General features: G+C 30.6%; 15 protein-coding genes and 1 riboswitch. Of the genes, 4 read left to right on the top strand and 11 right to left on the bottom strand.

The features are described 5' to 3' along the window. Positions 1–59: 59 nt before the first annotated feature. From sleB to KM800_RS03365, 3 genes are all read right to left on the bottom strand, one after another. The gene (gene sleB / locus KM800_RS03375) at positions 60–767 is read right to left on the bottom strand and encodes a spore cortex-lytic enzyme (protein ID WP_217811807.1); all 708 of its coding nucleotides are present in this window, start codon (positions 765–767) and stop codon (positions 60–62) included. A gap of 170 nt (positions 768–937) precedes the next feature. Then, the gene (locus KM800_RS03370; RefSeq protein WP_217811806.1) at positions 938–2,200 is read right to left on the bottom strand and encodes a magnesium transporter MgtE N-terminal domain-containing protein; all 1,263 of its coding nucleotides are present in this window, start codon (positions 2,198–2,200) and stop codon (positions 938–940) included. Positions 2,201–2,395: 195 nt separating this feature from the next. Then, positions 2,396–2,563: riboswitch (M-box (ykoK) riboswitch) on the bottom strand. Positions 2,564–2,639: 76 nt separating this feature from the next. Then, on the bottom strand, positions 2,640–4,403 hold the full coding sequence (locus tag KM800_RS03365) for an ASKHA domain-containing protein (RefSeq protein WP_217811805.1): 1,764 nt from the start codon (positions 4,401–4,403) through the stop codon (positions 2,640–2,642). 125 nt (positions 4,404–4,528) lie between these two features. Here KM800_RS03365 and KM800_RS03360 point away from each other — a divergent pair, with 125 nt between their 5' ends. Then, entirely contained in the window at positions 4,529–6,379 is a 1,851-nt protein-coding gene (locus tag KM800_RS03360; RefSeq protein ID WP_217811804.1) for a YgiQ family radical SAM protein, read from the top strand. On the opposite strand, the gene KM800_RS03355 is transcribed toward KM800_RS03360, so the two are convergent. The 4 genes from KM800_RS03355 to KM800_RS03340 form a co-directional block, all read right to left on the bottom strand. Beyond that, complete coding sequence (locus KM800_RS03355; protein ID WP_217811803.1) at positions 6,376–7,020, bottom strand: hypothetical protein; 645 nt, start codon at positions 7,018–7,020, stop codon at positions 6,376–6,378. The genes KM800_RS03360 and KM800_RS03355 overlap by 4 nt on opposite strands. 63 nt (positions 7,021–7,083) lie before the next feature. Next, the gene (locus tag KM800_RS03350) at positions 7,084–7,983 is read right to left on the bottom strand and encodes a YegS/Rv2252/BmrU family lipid kinase (protein WP_217811802.1); all 900 of its coding nucleotides are present in this window, start codon (positions 7,981–7,983) and stop codon (positions 7,084–7,086) included. A gap of 211 nt (positions 7,984–8,194) precedes the next feature. Continuing rightward, positions 8,195–8,623, bottom strand: a complete 429-nt coding sequence (locus KM800_RS03345; RefSeq protein WP_217811801.1) for a CBS domain-containing protein — start codon at positions 8,621–8,623, stop codon at positions 8,195–8,197. A 72-nt stretch (positions 8,624–8,695) separates the two neighbouring features. Further along, positions 8,696–9,358, bottom strand: a complete 663-nt coding sequence (locus KM800_RS03340) for a TVP38/TMEM64 family protein (protein WP_217811800.1) — start codon at positions 9,356–9,358, stop codon at positions 8,696–8,698. A gap of 270 nt (positions 9,359–9,628) precedes the next feature. Here KM800_RS03340 and pssA point away from each other — a divergent pair, with 270 nt between their 5' ends. Beyond that, the gene (pssA, locus tag KM800_RS03335; RefSeq protein ID WP_217811799.1) at positions 9,629–10,150 is read left to right on the top strand and encodes a CDP-diacylglycerol--serine O-phosphatidyltransferase; all 522 of its coding nucleotides are present in this window, start codon (positions 9,629–9,631) and stop codon (positions 10,148–10,150) included. Positions 10,151–10,167: 17 nt separating this feature from the next. Here the strand turns inward: pssA and KM800_RS03330 are convergent, their stop codons facing one another. Genes KM800_RS03330 through ppx form a run of 3 tightly spaced genes read right to left on the bottom strand, consistent with a single transcriptional unit; the run spans position 10,168 to position 12,732 of the window. After that, on the bottom strand, positions 10,168–10,539 hold the full coding sequence (locus KM800_RS03330) for a hypothetical protein (RefSeq protein ID WP_217811798.1): 372 nt from the start codon (positions 10,537–10,539) through the stop codon (positions 10,168–10,170). A 36-nt stretch (positions 10,540–10,575) separates the two neighbouring features. Then, complete coding sequence (locus tag KM800_RS03325; RefSeq protein WP_217811797.1) at positions 10,576–11,175, bottom strand: hypothetical protein; 600 nt, start codon at positions 11,173–11,175, stop codon at positions 10,576–10,578. Positions 11,176–11,229: 54 nt separating this feature from the next. After that, on the bottom strand, positions 11,230–12,732 hold the full coding sequence (gene ppx / locus KM800_RS03320) for an exopolyphosphatase (RefSeq protein WP_217811796.1): 1,503 nt from the start codon (positions 12,730–12,732) through the stop codon (positions 11,230–11,232). A gap of 172 nt (positions 12,733–12,904) precedes the next feature. On the opposite strand from ppx, the gene KM800_RS03315 reads away from it, so the two are divergent. Both KM800_RS03315 and KM800_RS03310 read left to right on the top strand, forming a co-directional pair. Beyond that, positions 12,905–14,446, top strand: coding sequence for an exopolyphosphatase (locus KM800_RS03315; RefSeq protein ID WP_217811795.1), 1,542 nt, complete (start codon positions 12,905–12,907; stop codon positions 14,444–14,446). A gap of 13 nt (positions 14,447–14,459) precedes the next feature. Beyond that, positions 14,460–16,589, top strand: coding sequence for an RNA degradosome polyphosphate kinase (locus KM800_RS03310; RefSeq protein WP_217811794.1), 2,130 nt, complete (start codon positions 14,460–14,462; stop codon positions 16,587–16,589). A 22-nt stretch (positions 16,590–16,611) separates the two neighbouring features. On the opposite strand, the gene sdaAA is transcribed toward KM800_RS03310, so the two are convergent. Further along, on the bottom strand, positions 16,612–17,484 hold the full coding sequence (sdaAA, locus tag KM800_RS03305) for an L-serine ammonia-lyase, iron-sulfur-dependent, subunit alpha (protein ID WP_217811793.1): 873 nt from the start codon (positions 17,482–17,484) through the stop codon (positions 16,612–16,614).

The raw sequence follows: 17,484 nt of genomic DNA, 5'->3' as shown, positions 1-17,484 counted from the left end.
TTTCCTTTTAGTCAAAGGAGTAAGCGACCATCACCAAATCAAAGATTTGGGATGTCTGCTTATCTACAGAATCTGTGTTTTCCTATTACTTTTATAAGAGGTCTGGACCAAATCCAGTTACTGGTAGCTGTAGCAGGATTGAAATAGTAAACAGCTCCTCCAGAAGGATCCCAGCCATTCAAGGCATCTCTTGCTGCATTTATAGAATTTTGTTCTAAATTCGCATGTATCTGACCATCTACAATAGCTGTAAATGCTCCTGGTTGATATACCACTCCCGCTATGCTGGATGGAAATCTTGGATCTCTGGTTCTATTCAATACTACGGAACCAACTGCTACCTGTCCTTCATAGGGCTCACCTCTTGCCTCACCATTTATAAGTCTAGCAAGAAGCAATTCGTCCTGACTGTTGCCAGACGATTGAGAAGATGAACTATTATTACTAGCTGTATTTATTCCAAGAGCTTTTAATGTAGCATCTCCTGCTACTCCGTCTACTTTGAGCCCATTTTTTGATTGAAAATATTTTACAGCAGTAAATGTTTGATATCCATATACATTGTCAATACTTCCATTATAATACCCCCAGCTCTTTAATTTTTTCTGTATAGATCCTACTGCATTTCCTTTAGAACCATAGTAATAGGCTATAGCCTGCACTGCATTATTATAAGGAGCTATGAAAATAGAATTTCCTATGTAGGTTACAAGAATTACTAGGACAAGTATTATTGCCTTTCTAAATTTTAATATTTTTTTGGTCATTAAAACTGCACCTCACAAATGTAAAAAAGTGTAATAAAATTTGGCTTCTATGCTTATATTGTGCAGATAATTTAAAAAAATACGTAAAAAATTCAACTTCAAAAAGGTTTTGAAGTTGAATTAAATTTTAAATAGGCAAAATTCAAATTTTTATACTTTATGCATATGTCTTATATGGCCTTTTTTAATTTTTTTTTCCAGTTTGGAGCAAGTACATCCTCTACGATATCATTCATTATAACTATTCCACATAATTTTTTATCATCATCTACTACTGGAATTGATAGTAGATTGTACTTTATACATAAATCTATTGCCTCGTTTATATTTTTTTTATGATTTACATGTTCTACTTCACAGAACATTATATCTTTTAATTTGCTGTTAAAATCAGCTAATAGTAGATCTTTTAAAGATACTACACCTTGAATTTGACTATCAAAGTCAGTTACATATATATAATGACATACTTCTTCATCTGGTCTTGTATCTTTTAGTATATTTACAGCTTCTTGAACAGTCAGATTTATATTAAAAGATATAAAATCTTTATTCATTATACTTCCTACAGTTTCGTCCTCATAATCCATAAGTGATCTTACTTCATCAGCATCTTCCTTCTTCATGTCAGAAAGTATTTCATATGCCATATCCCTGTCTGTTTCCTCCAATATGTCTGCAATCTCATCATTTGGCATATTGTTAAGTACTTCATTTCTTTTAACCTGACTTAAATTCTTCAATATATCGAATTGCAAATCAGGTTCTATTTCCTCTAACGTATATGCTGCCAGATCATCATTTAAGCTTTCAAATACCTTTTTTCTGTAATTTACATCCATATCTTCAAGTATATCTGCTAAATCTGCAGGATGTAATTTTGAAAGTTTTTCATATGGGACTGAAAGCTGAAGATTTTTATCTATCATTTCAAGAGACTGAACATTATCCCAAACTATAAGACTATCTTCCAATTTTTTATGAAATTTTCTACAACAATTTTTCACAAAATTTTCTACTCCAAATCTTCTGCCAAGCGCCAAAATACCTGTGTCAACAGCAACTACTCTATATTCTCCTGCCATCTCTGTAATTCTGAGATCATTTACCCGTACAAGTTTTTTTCCATTTATATCAACTATTTGTTTATCTAAGAGATGTTTTGAAAGCAAATATGAATATTTTTGAAGCATGATGTCTCTCATACCTTCAACTTTAATTATGACATGATCTCCATCCTCATAAAAATTTATATTCTTGAATTCACAATTGTATATTCCTAAGCTACTTCTTATCTCATATGCTATAGCTCTAGGCATTCCTAAATCAGTTGCCACATAAATATCTTTTAACTTGCCAACTAATTCATTTGATTCATTGTAAATTTTTTTATGAAGAATTTTGCTTAAGAAAAAACTAGATAATTTTTTCATAAATATTCCTCCTTTACATATACAGAGAAATATCTATAAATAATTAATCTAATTAACCATTGATATTTTTCTGTATATCAAATATTCGATTTTTTTGTAACTACACCGACCTCCATAAGGGCCAATATCCATTTAATATACACCACCTAAGAAAAATATTTTGGTATAATATAATAAAAAGAAGCTCTATCAGGCTTCTTAAAACTGTAATAGTTTTAGCACTATATAACTTTGGACACAAAAATCCAGCTGCGTTAAGTAAAACCTTGATACGGTAGTACCTGTTAAACCCCAGTGGCATCTTGCGATGGTTAAGGGCAGCAGCATATATTTATATAGGAGCCTCACCTAATATTCTAATTTTATAATTTATTACATTACTAATTATATTACAACTACATATAGAAATACAACCCAAAATATAATTTTATGCCTACATTTAAAATGACATATTATCTATAAATTGTCTATTGAATTCATCATTCATTGATATATCAATGTTCTCTGCAATATCTATTATATGCTGCATATCTCTTTTTGTGTTCTTATTGAGCATATACTGTACAGCTCCGGATAATGAACTATTACCCACAAGTTCAATCTTGCTGAACATATATTCAGGCACAAGTCCTATAGCTGCAGCATTTTTAAGATTAAGTTTGCTTCCAAATCCTCCTGCTATATATACCTTTTTTATTTCATTATAGGAACAATTGAATTTTTTTATTAAAATTTCGATTCCAGATCTTATAGCAGACTTGGCCATCTGAATCTCCCTTATATCCTTCTGTGTAAATACTATATCAGCTTCGTCTTCTTTGTCCCTGGTTATATTTATAAAATTATTTTTCCAATTATTTTCATCAAATTTTCCAGTTTTGTCTATAATTTTATTTTTAAACAACTCTGCAGTTATATCCACAATCCCTGAGCCGCATATACCTAATGCAGGTTTATTGCCTATAGTATCATAATATATATTGTTATTATTTATTTTTACTGCAGAAACAGCACCCTCTATACTTCCCACTCCATTTTCTATATTTGCTCCTTCAAAAGCCGGTCCCGCTGCTGTAGAAGTACACAGTATCCTTTCCTTGTTGCCAAGAGCCATTTCCCCATTTGTGCCTATATCTACAAACATGCATATATCCTCTGTGTTGCCGAAATCACATGCAGTAAGCCCACTTACTATATCAGCTCCAACATATGCAGAAATTGACGGCAAAACTGATACTTTGCAATTTAGCAATCTACTTTTAAAGAGCTCATTAAATTCCATCTCCACAATATCATTTGTTACAGTATTAAAAGGATATAATGCTATAGAATCACAGAACAATCCCATTAGCAAATGCTGCATTACATTATTTGCAGAAATGCTCAATTCATATATTGATTGTCTTTTTATATTGGACACATCAATCAATTTTTCTATACCCTGTATTATATCATCTTTTACACATCTGCTTATTTCCTCCAGACTGTTTTCCATACTATATTGTATTCTGGACACTACATCTGCTCCAAATTGTCTTTGTGAATTCAGTACAGATGCATAATTTATCTCCCTGCCTGTAGCAATATCCACAAGACTCATAACTATAGTTGTAGTACCAATATCTACCGCAATTCCATAGGTATTCGAGTCCTCCCTGTTATTAAATATATCAATAACCTTATCTTTACTGCACATCATATGAATTTGACTGTCTTTATAGAAACTACAGTCTGCCTGCCTTACTGAACTTTCATTTATTAATGTAGACAATTTTCTAAGTGACTTTAAAGTAAATTTATACTTGGTATTTAATTTTAAATTTATACTTTCAGTTAGACTTTTCTTTCCAAGACTGTCTTTATCAATTTCAAGTGAAATCTTTTTAATTTCCGGATCTATGTTGACTTTATTCATCTTAAAATCCTTCAATATGGAAAAATTCTGACTTTCAACTTTTGATAATGCTATTGTACAATCTTCCTCGGCATATGTCTGACATGCCAGATAATCATTATTATTGTTTATACTCTTTGTATTTACTTTACCTTCCATAAGGTGAATTTTGCACTTTCCACAGGTTCCATGTCCATTGCAGGGTGCAAATATCTTTATATTATTATCTATCAAATTTTCCAATATGGTCTTTTGGGAATTATATTTTATACTATATGTTTTATCATCTTTTATAATCTTCAAATTCAACTTTATTTCTCCTCTCAATAGCCTGTATTCAGTATATCATAAGTTTATACATTTTTATTTGATTATGCTATACTATATTAAGTTTACAAATCATATGCAAGATAACCTATCAAGAGGAGATTTTAATGAAATTAAATGATAAATTTTTACCAATAAATAAACAAGATATGAAAAATCAAAATATAGATCAGCTTGACTTTGTACTTATAACAGGAGACGCCTATATAGATCATCCGTCTTTTGGAAGTGCCATAATATCCAGAGTGCTTGAAGATCAGAGCTTTACCGTGGGCATAATAGCACAACCCAGCTGGAAGAACGCATTGGATTTTAAAAGACTGGGAAAGCCAAAATTAGGTTTTTTAATAAATTCAGGAAATATTGATTCAATGGTGAATCACTATACCGCAGCCAAGAAGAAGAGGCACAATGACCTGTATTCTCCTGGTGGAAAATCCGGATATAGACCGGATAGAGCTTTAATAGTATATTGCAACCGTGCGAAAGAGGCATATAAAGATGTTCCCATAATAATAGGTGGTATCGAGGCCAGTTTAAGAAGATTTGCCCACTACGACTACTGGAGCAATAAAATAAGAAGAAGTATACTTCTAGATGCAAAAGCTGATCTTCTAATATATGGCATGGGTGAGAAAACCATAGTCCAGGTAGCCAATTTACTTAAATATGGAATGAAAATTGAAAATATGACGGATGTAAAAGGTACAGTATATTCCTCAAGCAGTACAGATGAACTTGATGATTTTGTGAAAGTTCCTTCTTTTGAAGACATACTTAAAGACAAACTGGCTTATGGAGAAAGCTATAAGCTGGAATACTATGAGCAGGATCCTACAAGAGGAAAAACCGTTATTCAGAAACATGGAGATAAATATATAGTACAAAATCCACCTCAGATTCCACTGACTCAAAAAGAAATGGATATAGTATACAATCTTCCCTACACAAGAACCTATCATCCAATCTATGAAAATATGGGTGGAATTCCTGCAATAAATGAGGTTCAATTTTCAATAACAAGTCATAGAGGCTGTTATGGAGGCTGTTCCTTTTGTGCCTTGACTTTTCACCAGGGTAGAATTATACAAAACAGGAGTCAGGACTCCATAATTGATGAAGCAAAACTTTTAACTACTTTAGATAACTTTAAAGGTTATATACATGATATAGGAGGACCTACAGCCAATTTCAGGCACAGAGCCTGTAAAGTACAGGAAACTGCCGGAGTATGCAAGAACAGACAGTGTTTATTTCCTTCTCCCTGCAAAAATCTTATAATAGATCACAGTGAATATTTGAATCTTTTAAAAAAGACAAGAAAGCTTCCTGGTATTAAGAAAGTATTTATACGTTCTGGAATAAGATATGACTATCTTATTGAAGATAAGCACAATGAAGCCTTCTTCGAGGAATTATGTGAATATCATATAAGTGGTCAGCTAAAAGTGGCACCGGAGCACATAAGTGATAAGGTTCTACAACAAATGGGAAAGCCCAAAATGTCCGTATATAATAAATTCGTAACTAAATATAACGCTATAAACAAAAAACTGGATAAAAAACAATACTTAGTTCCATACCTCATGTCAAGTCATCCGGGTAGTGATTTAAACGCAGCTATAGAACTGGCACTATATATAAAAAATATGGGATATACTCCAGAACAAGTACAGGATTTCTATCCTACTCCTGGAAGTCTGTCAACCACTATGTATTACACAGGTATAAATCCTCTTACAGATAAAAAAGTATATGTACCTAAAACACAGGAGGAAAAAAATATGCAGAGAGCACTCCTGCAGTTCTCAATACCTAAAAATTATAGATTAGTTAAGAAAGCTCTCATAGAAGCAAACCGACAGGATCTTATAGGGAAAGGTCACAATTGTCTTATACCTGAATTTATGCCAAAGAAAAACTTTAATAAGAATAAAAGCTATAAAAAATTCAATTAATTATTTTTTAATTTAGTAATACCATAAATACAGGTTATAATAAAGCAAAGGTCGCCAAATATATTTTCCGGAAAAAACCTTATATTTATTATAGTTCCTAAATATTCCAATATAGTTATAAATGCAGAAAAGGCAAGCATATATAATCCTATTTTATTTACATGTAATTTTCCAGAAAAAACAATACTGAGAAATAATACAGCTGTATTAAATATTATATATATCCAATATACAATCATATTGTTTTTAAATATCATATTATATCCAAAGCCACTAATATCACTGGTTACGCATGAAAGATTAATCATTCCAAAAATATATGTTATAATTACAGCAATAGAAAATAAAAAAACATAATTAAAATTTATATTGTTTCTTCTTAAAAACACATAGCCTATAATAAATACAATTATAGGTATACCAACAAAATTTAAAAAATAAGGAGTTTTTAGCATATATAAATTCAACATGCTGGAAGATACAAACATTTTAAAAACACATATATATCTGGCTAACATTAATGTAATTGCAATACTTCCCAATACTCTTATTTTTTTAGGTGAAAACTTAATTATATAAATTGAATAAAATAAAAGCACAAATATAATAGGCAGTATAAAAATATAAATATTAAATAGCATAATTCAACCTCACTTCATATTGCTATATTTATATTTACTATAACTGCCAAATTTATATTACTGTTATTTTATTATTTGCGGATTATTTATTCCAAGAACCTGTATTCCATGTTTTACACACTCTATGAATAATGGGAAATCAGGACCTCTTTCTCCATCTATATCAGTAACTATACCCTCATCACATTCAATTTCCAATTTATTTGCCTTAAAATATATAAGCCCAGGAGTATTTTCAAGATGGTCTCCTCTTATCATTTTTATAAAGATGGTTATTATATCCTTTATCACTACTGCTTTTACTATGATAACATCCAGCATACCGTCATCTATTTCAGCCTTATATGCAAATTTAAGATTGCCTGCAGTCTGTCCGTTAAATACCATAAATAAATACATGTCACCATCAAATACTGCATCTTCCGATTTAACCTTGACTTTTATATTTCTCAAACTGGGAAGTTGTTCCAGTCCTTTGACATAATAGGCAAGTTTGCCTATAGTATTTTTCAAATTTATATCTATCTTTTGAGACACATCTGTAAAAAGACCTGCACTAGCTACATTTATAAAATATTTATCATTTATTTTTCCAATATCTACAAATTTAGGGCTACTATTAAGTATCTGCTCACAGGCTAGTTTTATTTTGTGAGGCATACCTATGAACTTTGCAAAATCATTGGCAGTTCCTACAGGCAGTATGGCTATAGGTATATCTATATTTAATTTTTTCATATGATTTACTACATTATCTACTGTTCCATCTCCACCTGCTATGAGCACATATTTGTATGTCTCATCAATTTCTTTAAGTGTTTCTTCAATACTATAATCTGAACCTATTCTAAAAGGCATTACTTCATATCCATATTTTTGATGAATCATAATAACATTATCTATATTGGATATTATATTACTTTCACCTGAATATGGATTATAAATAAATTTTACTTTATTCATAAAACTTCCCCTACTTCCAAATAAAGTTTAGTTGATGTTAGTTCAAAATTAACTATTACATTATATCATTTTATGTAATAAATTCACAAGATTATCAAAATCATCTTGTTTTCGCATTAAAAAAGAGTTGTTTCAATATATAAAATAATTTCTATATTGAAACAACTCTTGTAAACTATAAATTTAGTTTAAAATGCTAAAATTTAAATTCTTAAAATACAGATCCACTTGTTTCTGAAATACTGCTAAGTGCTCCCTGTGCCTCATGATCACATTTAGGTTCTACTGCCAAATCTCCTAGAGCAATTACTCCAACCAAATTTCCGTTTTCAACAATAGGAAGTCTTCTTATCTGTCTTTCACTCATTATTCTGGATACATCCTGAATATCCATATCTGGAGATCCAGTTACAGGATTTGAAGACATTATATCTCTTACTACTTTTGTTTTTGAATTCTGACCTTCTGCTGATGATCTTATGGCTATATCTCTATCTGTTATTATACCTACTACTTTGTTTTCCTCACATACAGGGACAGAACCTATATTATACTCTTTCATCAGTTCAGCTGCTCTCTCTATAGTATCATTTACATTTAAACTTACTACAGATTTGGTCATTATATCTTTTATCTTCATTTACAATCACCTCTCCAAATTAGTTTACAGGCTTATTATATGTTTTATTTCAATTTTCTTACCTGTAAATTATTAGATATTTTTTATCCTCTTTCTTAATATTATTGCAGTTATTACTACAATTACCAGTAATAGTATTGGAAGAAGGAACTTTATGGAAAATGGATGTTGTATATTTTTTCCCATAAATGAATATGTAATCATTTCAGGAAGTATTCCTATGAGAGTTCCAAAAATAAAATCCCTGTACTTCATTTTGCTAAGACCACTTGCATAACTTAATGGATCAAATGGGAATACAAAACTCAACCTCATTATGGTCATTATCCTGAAACCATATTTTTCTATATTATTGTCCAACTTTAAAGCTTTGCCATGTAAAATCTTGTCTACAAATGATCTTCCAAAAAATTTGGCAAGAAAAAAAGCTACAGTAGCAGATCCAAAACAACCTATCATGCTCAATATGGTAGCCACATAAGGTCCATATATGCTGCCTGCTAAAATAGACATGAGAGAAGAGGGTATTACAAATAGAACAGGTTTAAAAGAATATATGATTATAAATATAATTGCAGAGAACTTACCGTAACTCTGTATATAGTTTCTAAGTTTATGTAATCTTAAATGGCGTAAATTTTTACCATACTTAAATAATATATATATTATAATAACTAACAATATGGCCATAAATATATATTTTACAATTTGACTTCTTTTAATCTTATTTTTCATAAATTAACTCCCATAATAAATTTTAAGTTTAATTCCATAATATATTATAACAAATAAACCTTTGTCATATTATATTATAAGTCTTTTAGTTACAAATAATTCTATAGATTACTTATAAAGGTTAACAAAAAATTAATAAGTTTTTTACCAAATTGTATTACTCTTATTCAAAAATTAGTTTATAATAAACCTATATCATCAAGACGTAAGATGTCTGGATTATGTTTATTTTTAAATTTTAAAGATTTTTATTTATAAGGAGTGGTCATTTTGGCTAAAATAGCTAAAAGTTCCGTACCTAATGCGTTTACACTTGCAAATCTTGCTTGTGGTATAATGTCGGTTTTAATGTCCTTTCAAGAGGATTATGTATTAGGTGGAATTTTTATTTTACTTGCCTGTTTAGCAGATAGATATGATGGCAGAGTAGCTAGATATTTAAATGTATCCAGTGAACTAGGAAAGGAATTGGATTCACTTGCGGACCTGGTATCCTTTGGTGTTGCACCTTCGATTTTAATATTCAATATATATAATTTTTCAAGTTTGGGAATATTGGGTTACATAATGGTTCTTGTGTTGCCATTGTCTGGAGCATATAGATTGGCTAAATTTAATGTAACTGAATTCGATGGAAAGTTTTTTGGTATTCCAATAACCTTTGCAGGTATGTTTATAGCATTATTTTGTCTAATTACAATGAGACATCCTATTCATATTGAATTTTCTTTATTGTTAGTTATATTACTTTCTTATCTTATGGTTTGTAATAAAAGATTTAAGAAGTTTTAATAGGTGCAGATTAATTCTCACCTATCTTTTTTATCATCATCTTCATTTAAGTCTTCATCAATTTCATTTAAATACAATTCTTCATCAATTTCATTTTCCATGTACTCCATTTTTATTTTCCCCTTGATTAGTTCGGAACGAATTCTACAATAATTAGTATAGCATCCGCTAGACTTATTTAAAGTATTTATTATTTCATCAATAGTGTTTCCCAACTTATTCACTCTGTCTATAGCAGCTTTTACATCCTTTTTATGTGCCAATGCTACTGTATTTAGTTCACCAGCTCCTCCAATCAACAATCTGTATGAATTAGTAAGTTTTCCCAATACGTCTGACAAATTGTTTATATCGCAGTAGTAATCCTCCATTATTTTTCTATGAGACATTTTAAATCACCCTTTTTAACCCTTATAGTATTCAAATTAATGATAATTAACCTGGGGCTCTAATCGAGCTTGTATCTTAAATATTTTGTTAAAAAGCTGATTTTTTATATTAAATCTTACAAGAGTTCTTTGAAAATCATTACTTTTTATATAAAAAATTAAATTCTGGTCTGTAATTGAAATACTGTTTAATACATTATTGAATTTATGTTTGTGATCAAGTGCATCTGAAATTCTGAGTATGGATATTAGAATTTTCAATTTATCTTGTATACTTTCACTGTAGAGCTTAATACTTTTATCTATACCTTTTCTGTGACTTGAAGATATTATAGATAAATAATGTCTTAAATCGTCTGGTATTACATCAAATTCTGAACCTGTCAAAATTATATACCGTGTGTGTTTATGGTGTTTATTTTTACTTATAAAACATCCTATATCATGTATAAGTGAGCTGCAGCACAAAAGATTTTTATATGAATCGGTAAGATTGTGTATATGTTTGGTCTTGTCAAATATTGCCATGGCAAAAGAAGCTATTTTTATTTCATGATCCATTGTTTTATCTGCATTGTATTTTTCTGCAACATAAATTGCAGATTGAAAACTTAAATAATTATATATATCAAGCATAAAAAATCTCCCATTACATAATTTATACATTATATGATGAAAGATTTTTATTTATTATTCTATAATCAATCTTCTGCCAAATGCCTTTTCAAAATTATCTTTATAGTCCTCAATTGAATTTATTTCAATGGATGGCTTTTGTTTTGAAACCAGCTTCAGAATTATATCTTCACCTTCTACATTAATAGTTATGTCCAATATATTGTTATCCATTACCCTGTCTAATCCTCTGGCTACATGCAACATGGCAGACATCTTTTGCACTGTCAATATATCTTCACATGTGATTATACTTCCAAAATAGCTTGAATTTTTAATTTTATCGTCTTCAAAATTCAATACTGTAAATGCAGCCATAATCTGCTCCCTATGGGTCAATCCATTTATTCTAAGGTCTCTCATAATTGAAAATGAATATTTTTCACTGTTCTCAAATCCAACAAATCTTCCACAGTCATGTAAATAACATGCAGTTTTTAATATTCTTGAATTTTCTTCCACAAAATCAGTATTATTCAAAAGAGACTGGCTTAATTTGTTACAAATTTTCCAAACCTGTTTTACATGAGTTTTATTTAATAAAAATTTATTTATTATATTATTCAATGAAAAATTCAATATGTGTTTAATTATAGTAGGATAATCATTAATCAATTTTCTGTAAAGTACACCCTGACGTATTCCATTTTGACTTATTATTACTTCTTTAGATTTACAATATTTTATAATAGTAATAATAGCTATCATGGCACCAAGGAATATATCCGCTCTTTCTTTTGATATTCCCTTAACTTTTTTGTATTGAGATATTTCTCTGTATTTTAATAAATCATATATATCTATAATCTGTTTTGAAGACATTCTATAATTATGTAGATTATTTAGAGGATAGTCATATTTGTTTCTATGGACTTTGGCCATGGTTCTAAAACTTCCTCCTATACCTACAATAGGCATACCTTTTGCATTCTTTAGCCATTCTATAGACTTAAAAGTATCATTTAAAAACTTATTCATTTCCTTTAATTTTTTATCAGTGTTTCCACTGAAAGATAAGAATTTATCTGTAAGTGTAATTGCGCCCATGGGAATACTTATGGAATTCTTAATTTTTCTGTCTTTAACCAGTATAAATTCCGTACTACTTCCCCCTATATCCATAAGGAGTGCAGAATTTACATCTATACTGTTTATTGCTCCAAGGTAATCGTGATATGCCTCTTCATCTCCGGTTAATACTCTTATGTCAACTCCGAAATTATTTTTTGCTTTTTCCAAAAACTCTCTTTGGTTGCTGGCTTTTCTAACTGCTTCTGTGGCTACTGCAATAATTTCCTTAACTTCATTTGAATCGCACAATCGTTTGAACTTGGATAATGCCTCCATTGCCATTTCCATTCTAGTTTCACTTAAACACCCATCCGGGGTCATATCTTTTCCCAGCCTAACAGTTGATTTAAGTTCATCCACAACTTCATAATACTTGTCTTCACAAAGCTTCACAATGAAAACTCGCATGGAATTTGACCCGATATCTATTATACCCAATTTACTCATACAAACACTCCTTGTATAATACGTTTAATAGCTACTATATTATAAACGATTTTACTAATATTTATTAAAAAAAGCAACTAATGTTAAGATATTGTTAAGTTAAGTTTATTACTTGAGAAAATACTGTATAATTTAAATATGGATTACAATACTAATAAATAGGGTGATGCATATGATAAACAATAATTCCAGCCAGACAGTCGCATCTATAGATGTAGGTTCAAACTATTTAAGAATGATGATTGCAGATATAAACAACAATGGTGACATAAGTATACTTGATGATATAATAAAGCCTATAAAAATAGGAAAAGATACTTTTTCACATGGACGAATTTCTGTAGAAACCATTCATGTGACCTGTAATATTTTAAAGAGCTTTGCACTTTTAATGAAAGAATACAAAATAAAAAATTATAAGGCTGTTTCTACCAGTGGAATCAGAGAAGCTGAAAACAAACAATACATATTGGAACAAATTCATTTAAGAACTGGAATTGAAGTTGAAAATATAAACATATCACAAGAACGCTTTTATATTATGAAGGCTCTTAGGTATGATACATCAAACACAGATCTTTTTAACACTAAAACAAGTTTGGTTACAAATATAACAACAGGAGCTGTAGAATCATCAATTTTTAAGGATGGAAAGTTGAAATTTACAGAGCATGTTCAAATAGGTTCATTGAGAGTAAGTGAACTGCTGGATGGCCTAAAGTACACAAATACCAACTTTACAGATTTAATGGAACAATATATAGATAGCAAGCTCTACTGGTCAAAATCGAACATGTATAATATGACTATTAAAAATTTTATAGTTTTGGGAGGAGAACTTACCTCTATCATAAAATTAATTGGAATAGAAAATAAAAATGTTATTCCTAGAAACACTATATCCAGAAAAGACTTTAATGCCCTATATAATAAACTCAAAGATATGAGCAGCGACCAGATTAGATTCAAATATGGTCTAAGCAAGAAAAAGACAGATCTTTTAATACCTACTATATTGATATTTTACAGTTTTTTAAGTATGACTGAAGCGGAAGTAATATACACCCCTAATATAAATTTAAGATTGGGAGTAATTTTGGATGTAGCTGATAATATTTTTTATTTTCAAAGAAGACAGTTTTCACTGAATGACATATTAAGTTCAACATTGTATTTGTCAGACAAATATAAAATAGATAAAGTTCATGCAAACTGTGTAGAAAAGATATCCATGGCCATATTTGATCAAACTCCCAAGATACATAAATTAGGTCCTAGAGAGCGTTTATACTTGCAAATTGCAAGCAGACTCCATGACATAGGAAGTTTCATAGATATAGTAGACCATGAAAATCAATCCTACAATATAATAAGTTCACAGGATATAATGGGCTTTTCAGACAGAGAACTTCTTATAATTGCAAATATAACAAGATATCATTCCAGCACTATACCTGATGATAGCCATTATAATTATTTTATTTTAAGCTATAGGGACAAAATGATTGTTTCAATGTTATCTGCCATATTAAAATTGTCAGAAGCTCTTGACATATCTCATCTACAAAAAATTCAGAGTATAAAACTCGTTCTTAAAAATGATATGCTTTATTTTAATATTATTTCAAACGATGATTTGAGCCTAGAAGAATGGAATTTTAATAACAGAGCTTATTTCTTTGAAGAAGTTCTAGGCGTCAAACCCATAATATAAAGGAGGGCCTAATATGAATAAATTTAAAAATCATGAAAATTTTATAAATAGAGAGTTGAGCTGGATAGAATTTAACAAGAGCGTTCTTGAAGAATGTAGAAATACAAATCATCCCCTTTTTGAAAGACTTAGATTTATAGCCATTACCAGCTCAAATTTAGATGAATTTTTTATGGTTAGAGTAGGTTCTCTTTTAGATCAGATAAAAGCAGGATTTACTAAAACTGATCCTTCAGGAATGACTCCAAAACAGCAATTGAAAGAAATATGCAACAGTACTGCTAAATTTGTAAACAGCCAATGCAGCTATTTCAATCGTTCTCTGAAGATAGCTCTTGGAAGGGAAAATATAAATTTTTTGACCACAAAAGATTTAAATCGAGAACAGCTTGACTATATTCATGATTATTACTATAAAAATATTTTTCCTGTAATAACTCCAATGTTGATAGATAGAAGTACATCATTTCCATTGATTTTGAACAAAAGCTTGAATATAGGTTTAATACTAGAAGAAAATAATGAAAAGACTTTTGCTACATTGGAAGTACCTTCAGTACTTGATAGAATAATAAAAATACCTTCAGATTCCGGTTTAAATATAATAATGCTGGAAGATATACTGAAATTGAATCTTTCTTCACTATTTGGTACTTCAAAAATACTGGCTTCAGGTTGCTATAGAATTACACGAAATGCAGATTTAACCTTGGATGAAGAAGGTGCTGAAGATCTGCTAGAAGCCATAGAAGAGTCCATAAAGCAGCGTAAATGGGGTGCTGCAGTAAGACTTGAAGTAGAACAGGGATTGGATAGTGATATTTTGAATATTCTTGAAAAAGAACTTGAAATAACAAAAGAACAGGAGTATAAAATAAATACTCCCCTTGACCTGACTTTTCTAAATAAATTAATCAACAACAAAGAATATGAGAATTTGTGTTACAAACCTATAAAACCATATAATCCTCTAAAGTATATTGATGATGAAGATATATTCGACACTATATCAAAAAAAGATATACTTCTTCAACATCCTTATGAATCATTTGACCCAGTTGTAAATCTTGTAAGACAATCTGCCAAAGATCCTTCTGTACTTGCCATAAAACAGACATTGTACAGGGTAAGTGGTAATTCTCCTATAATAAAAGCCTTAATTGCCGCTGCTGAAAATAAAAAACAGGTTACAGTTTTGGTGGAATTAAAGGCACGATTTGATGAAGAAAACAATATAAACTGGGCAAAACAACTTGAAGAAGCCGGATGTCACGTAATTTATGGACTTGTAGGTCTCAAAACTCACTGCAAACTTCTACTTATAGTCAGAAAAGAAAAAAACGGTATAAAAAGATATGTCCACATGGGTACGGGAAATTATAATGATGTAACAGCAAAAATATATACAGATTTAGGCCTTTTATCTTCAAATCCATACTATGGTGAAGATGCTTCCATGATATTCAATATGCTAAGTGGAAGGTCCATTCCAAAAGATTTAAAGAAATTGTGCATAGCTCCACTAAATTTAAGAGAAAGATTTTTATATCTAATAGATCAGGAAACTAAAAATGCAAAAATGGGCAAACCTGCAAAAATAATTGCCAAGATGAATTCACTTGTAGACAAAGAAATAATTCAAAACCTGTATAAAGCCTCTTCTGAAGGAGTTAAGATTCAATTGATTGTGCGGGGAATTTGCTGTCTCAAGCCAAAGATTCCTCGAATAAGTGACAATATAACTGTAATCAGTATAATTGGAAGATTTCTTGAGCACAGTAGAATATTTTATTTCTACAATGAAGGTGAAGAACTCATATATCTCTCTAGTGCAGATTGGATGAATAGAAACCTTGACAGAAGAGTAGAACTTCTATTTCCAATTGAAAACATAGAGATTAAAGAAAAAGTCAAACGTACCTTAAGAATTTACTTAAAAGACACGTTAAGGGCAAAACAATTAAATAACGATGGGACTTATTCAAAAATAGATAAAAGAGGCAAAAAACCCCTGGACAGCCAGGAAACATTCTATCATTACAGTTTAATAGAAAATGACAAGTACTCCAGTTCAGAAAAGGCAAAAATTTCAAAAGCAAAATGGAGAGAAGAAGGTTTTAAGGTAAAACAGAATCAAGATTAAAAACAAAGGAGATTAAGTTATCTTAATCTCCCAATACTTCTTCTTTCAATTTTAGACCTGTTTTTGTTACTGCAAGTCCTCCCATTGCAGTTTCTCTGAGTTCACATGGCATATGCCTGCCTACTTCATATAAAGCTGAAACTGTATCGTCAAAAGGAATCCTGCTATATACACCTGCCATTACCATATCTGCAGTAGTAAGTGCACTTACAGCTCCTGAAACATTTCTCTTGGCACATGGTATTTCCACCAGACCTGCTACAGGGTCACAAACCAATCCAAGTATATTTTTTATAACTATAGCTGCTGCACTAAGACACATTTCCGGAGTTCCACCCATCATTTCAACTACAGCTGCAGCTGCCATGGCAGCTGCAGAACCACATTCAGCCTGACATCCCCCTTCTGCTCCAGCAAGAGTTGCATTTTTAGCTATTAAAACCCCAACACAACTTGAAGTAAAAAGAGCCTTAACCAGATCATCTTCACTTTTATCAAGTTTCTCCCCTGCACTTATTATAACTGCAGGTAAAATTCCACAGGAGCCAGCTGTAGGAGCAGCAACTATTTTTCCCATAGCTGCATTTACCTCAGAAGAAGAAATAGCTCTTGCCATAGCTTTTACCATGAATTCTCCAGTTAATGTATCTGATTTTTTCAAATAAGTATTTAACCTGTATGCATCTCCACCTATAAGACCACTTACAGACTTCAGACTCTTATTTAGTCCATATTCAGAAGATTGCTGCATGACCTTCAAATTTTTTCTCATGCTTTCAAAAACTTTGTGTTCGCCAATTTCAAGTGATCTTGACTCTTCCTGAAGTGCATATTCCCATATCTTAATATGGTCTTTTTTGCATACATCTATAAGTTCGCTACCGTAATTAACCAT

The sequence above is a fragment of the Clostridium tyrobutyricum genome (assembly GCF_019144085.1).
GTDB lineage: Bacteria > Bacillota > Clostridia > Clostridiales > Clostridiaceae > Clostridium_B > Clostridium_B tyrobutyricum_A.
The sequence above is the reverse complement of the archived record's forward strand: the minus strand, read 5'-3'. Positions and strand labels throughout refer to the sequence as shown.

Bases quoted from the DNA above. Each gene is read 5' to 3' on its own strand.
- sleB (WP_217811807.1), bottom strand. From the start codon at position 767: ATGACCAAAAAAATATTAAAATTTAGAAAGGCAATAATACTTGTCCTA.
- KM800_RS03370 (WP_217811806.1), bottom strand. From the start codon at position 2,200: ATGAAAAAATTATCTAGTTTTTTCTTAAGCAAAATTCTTCATAAAAAA.
- KM800_RS03360 (WP_217811804.1), top strand. From the start codon at position 4,529: ATGAAATTAAATGATAAATTTTTACCAATAAATAAACAAGATATGAAA.
- KM800_RS03355 (WP_217811803.1), bottom strand. From the start codon at position 7,020: ATGCTATTTAATATTTATATTTTTATACTGCCTATTATATTTGTGCTT.
- KM800_RS03350 (WP_217811802.1), bottom strand. From the start codon at position 7,983: ATGAATAAAGTAAAATTTATTTATAATCCATATTCAGGTGAAAGTAAT.
- KM800_RS03345 (WP_217811801.1), bottom strand. From the start codon at position 8,623: ATGAAGATAAAAGATATAATGACCAAATCTGTAGTAAGTTTAAATGTA.
- KM800_RS03340 (WP_217811800.1), bottom strand. From the start codon at position 9,358: ATGAAAAATAAGATTAAAAGAAGTCAAATTGTAAAATATATATTTATG.
- KM800_RS03330 (WP_217811798.1), bottom strand. From the start codon at position 10,539: ATGTCTCATAGAAAAATAATGGAGGATTACTACTGCGATATAAACAAT.
- KM800_RS03325 (WP_217811797.1), bottom strand. From the start codon at position 11,175: ATGCTTGATATATATAATTATTTAAGTTTTCAATCTGCAATTTATGTT.
- ppx (WP_217811796.1), bottom strand. From the start codon at position 12,732: ATGAGTAAATTGGGTATAATAGATATCGGGTCAAATTCCATGCGAGTT.
- KM800_RS03315 (WP_217811795.1), top strand. From the start codon at position 12,905: ATGATAAACAATAATTCCAGCCAGACAGTCGCATCTATAGATGTAGGT.
- KM800_RS03310 (WP_217811794.1), top strand. From the start codon at position 14,460: ATGAATAAATTTAAAAATCATGAAAATTTTATAAATAGAGAGTTGAGC.
- sdaAA (WP_217811793.1), bottom strand. From the start codon at position 17,484: ATGGTTAATTACGGTAGCGAACTTATAGATGTATGCAAAAAAGACCAT.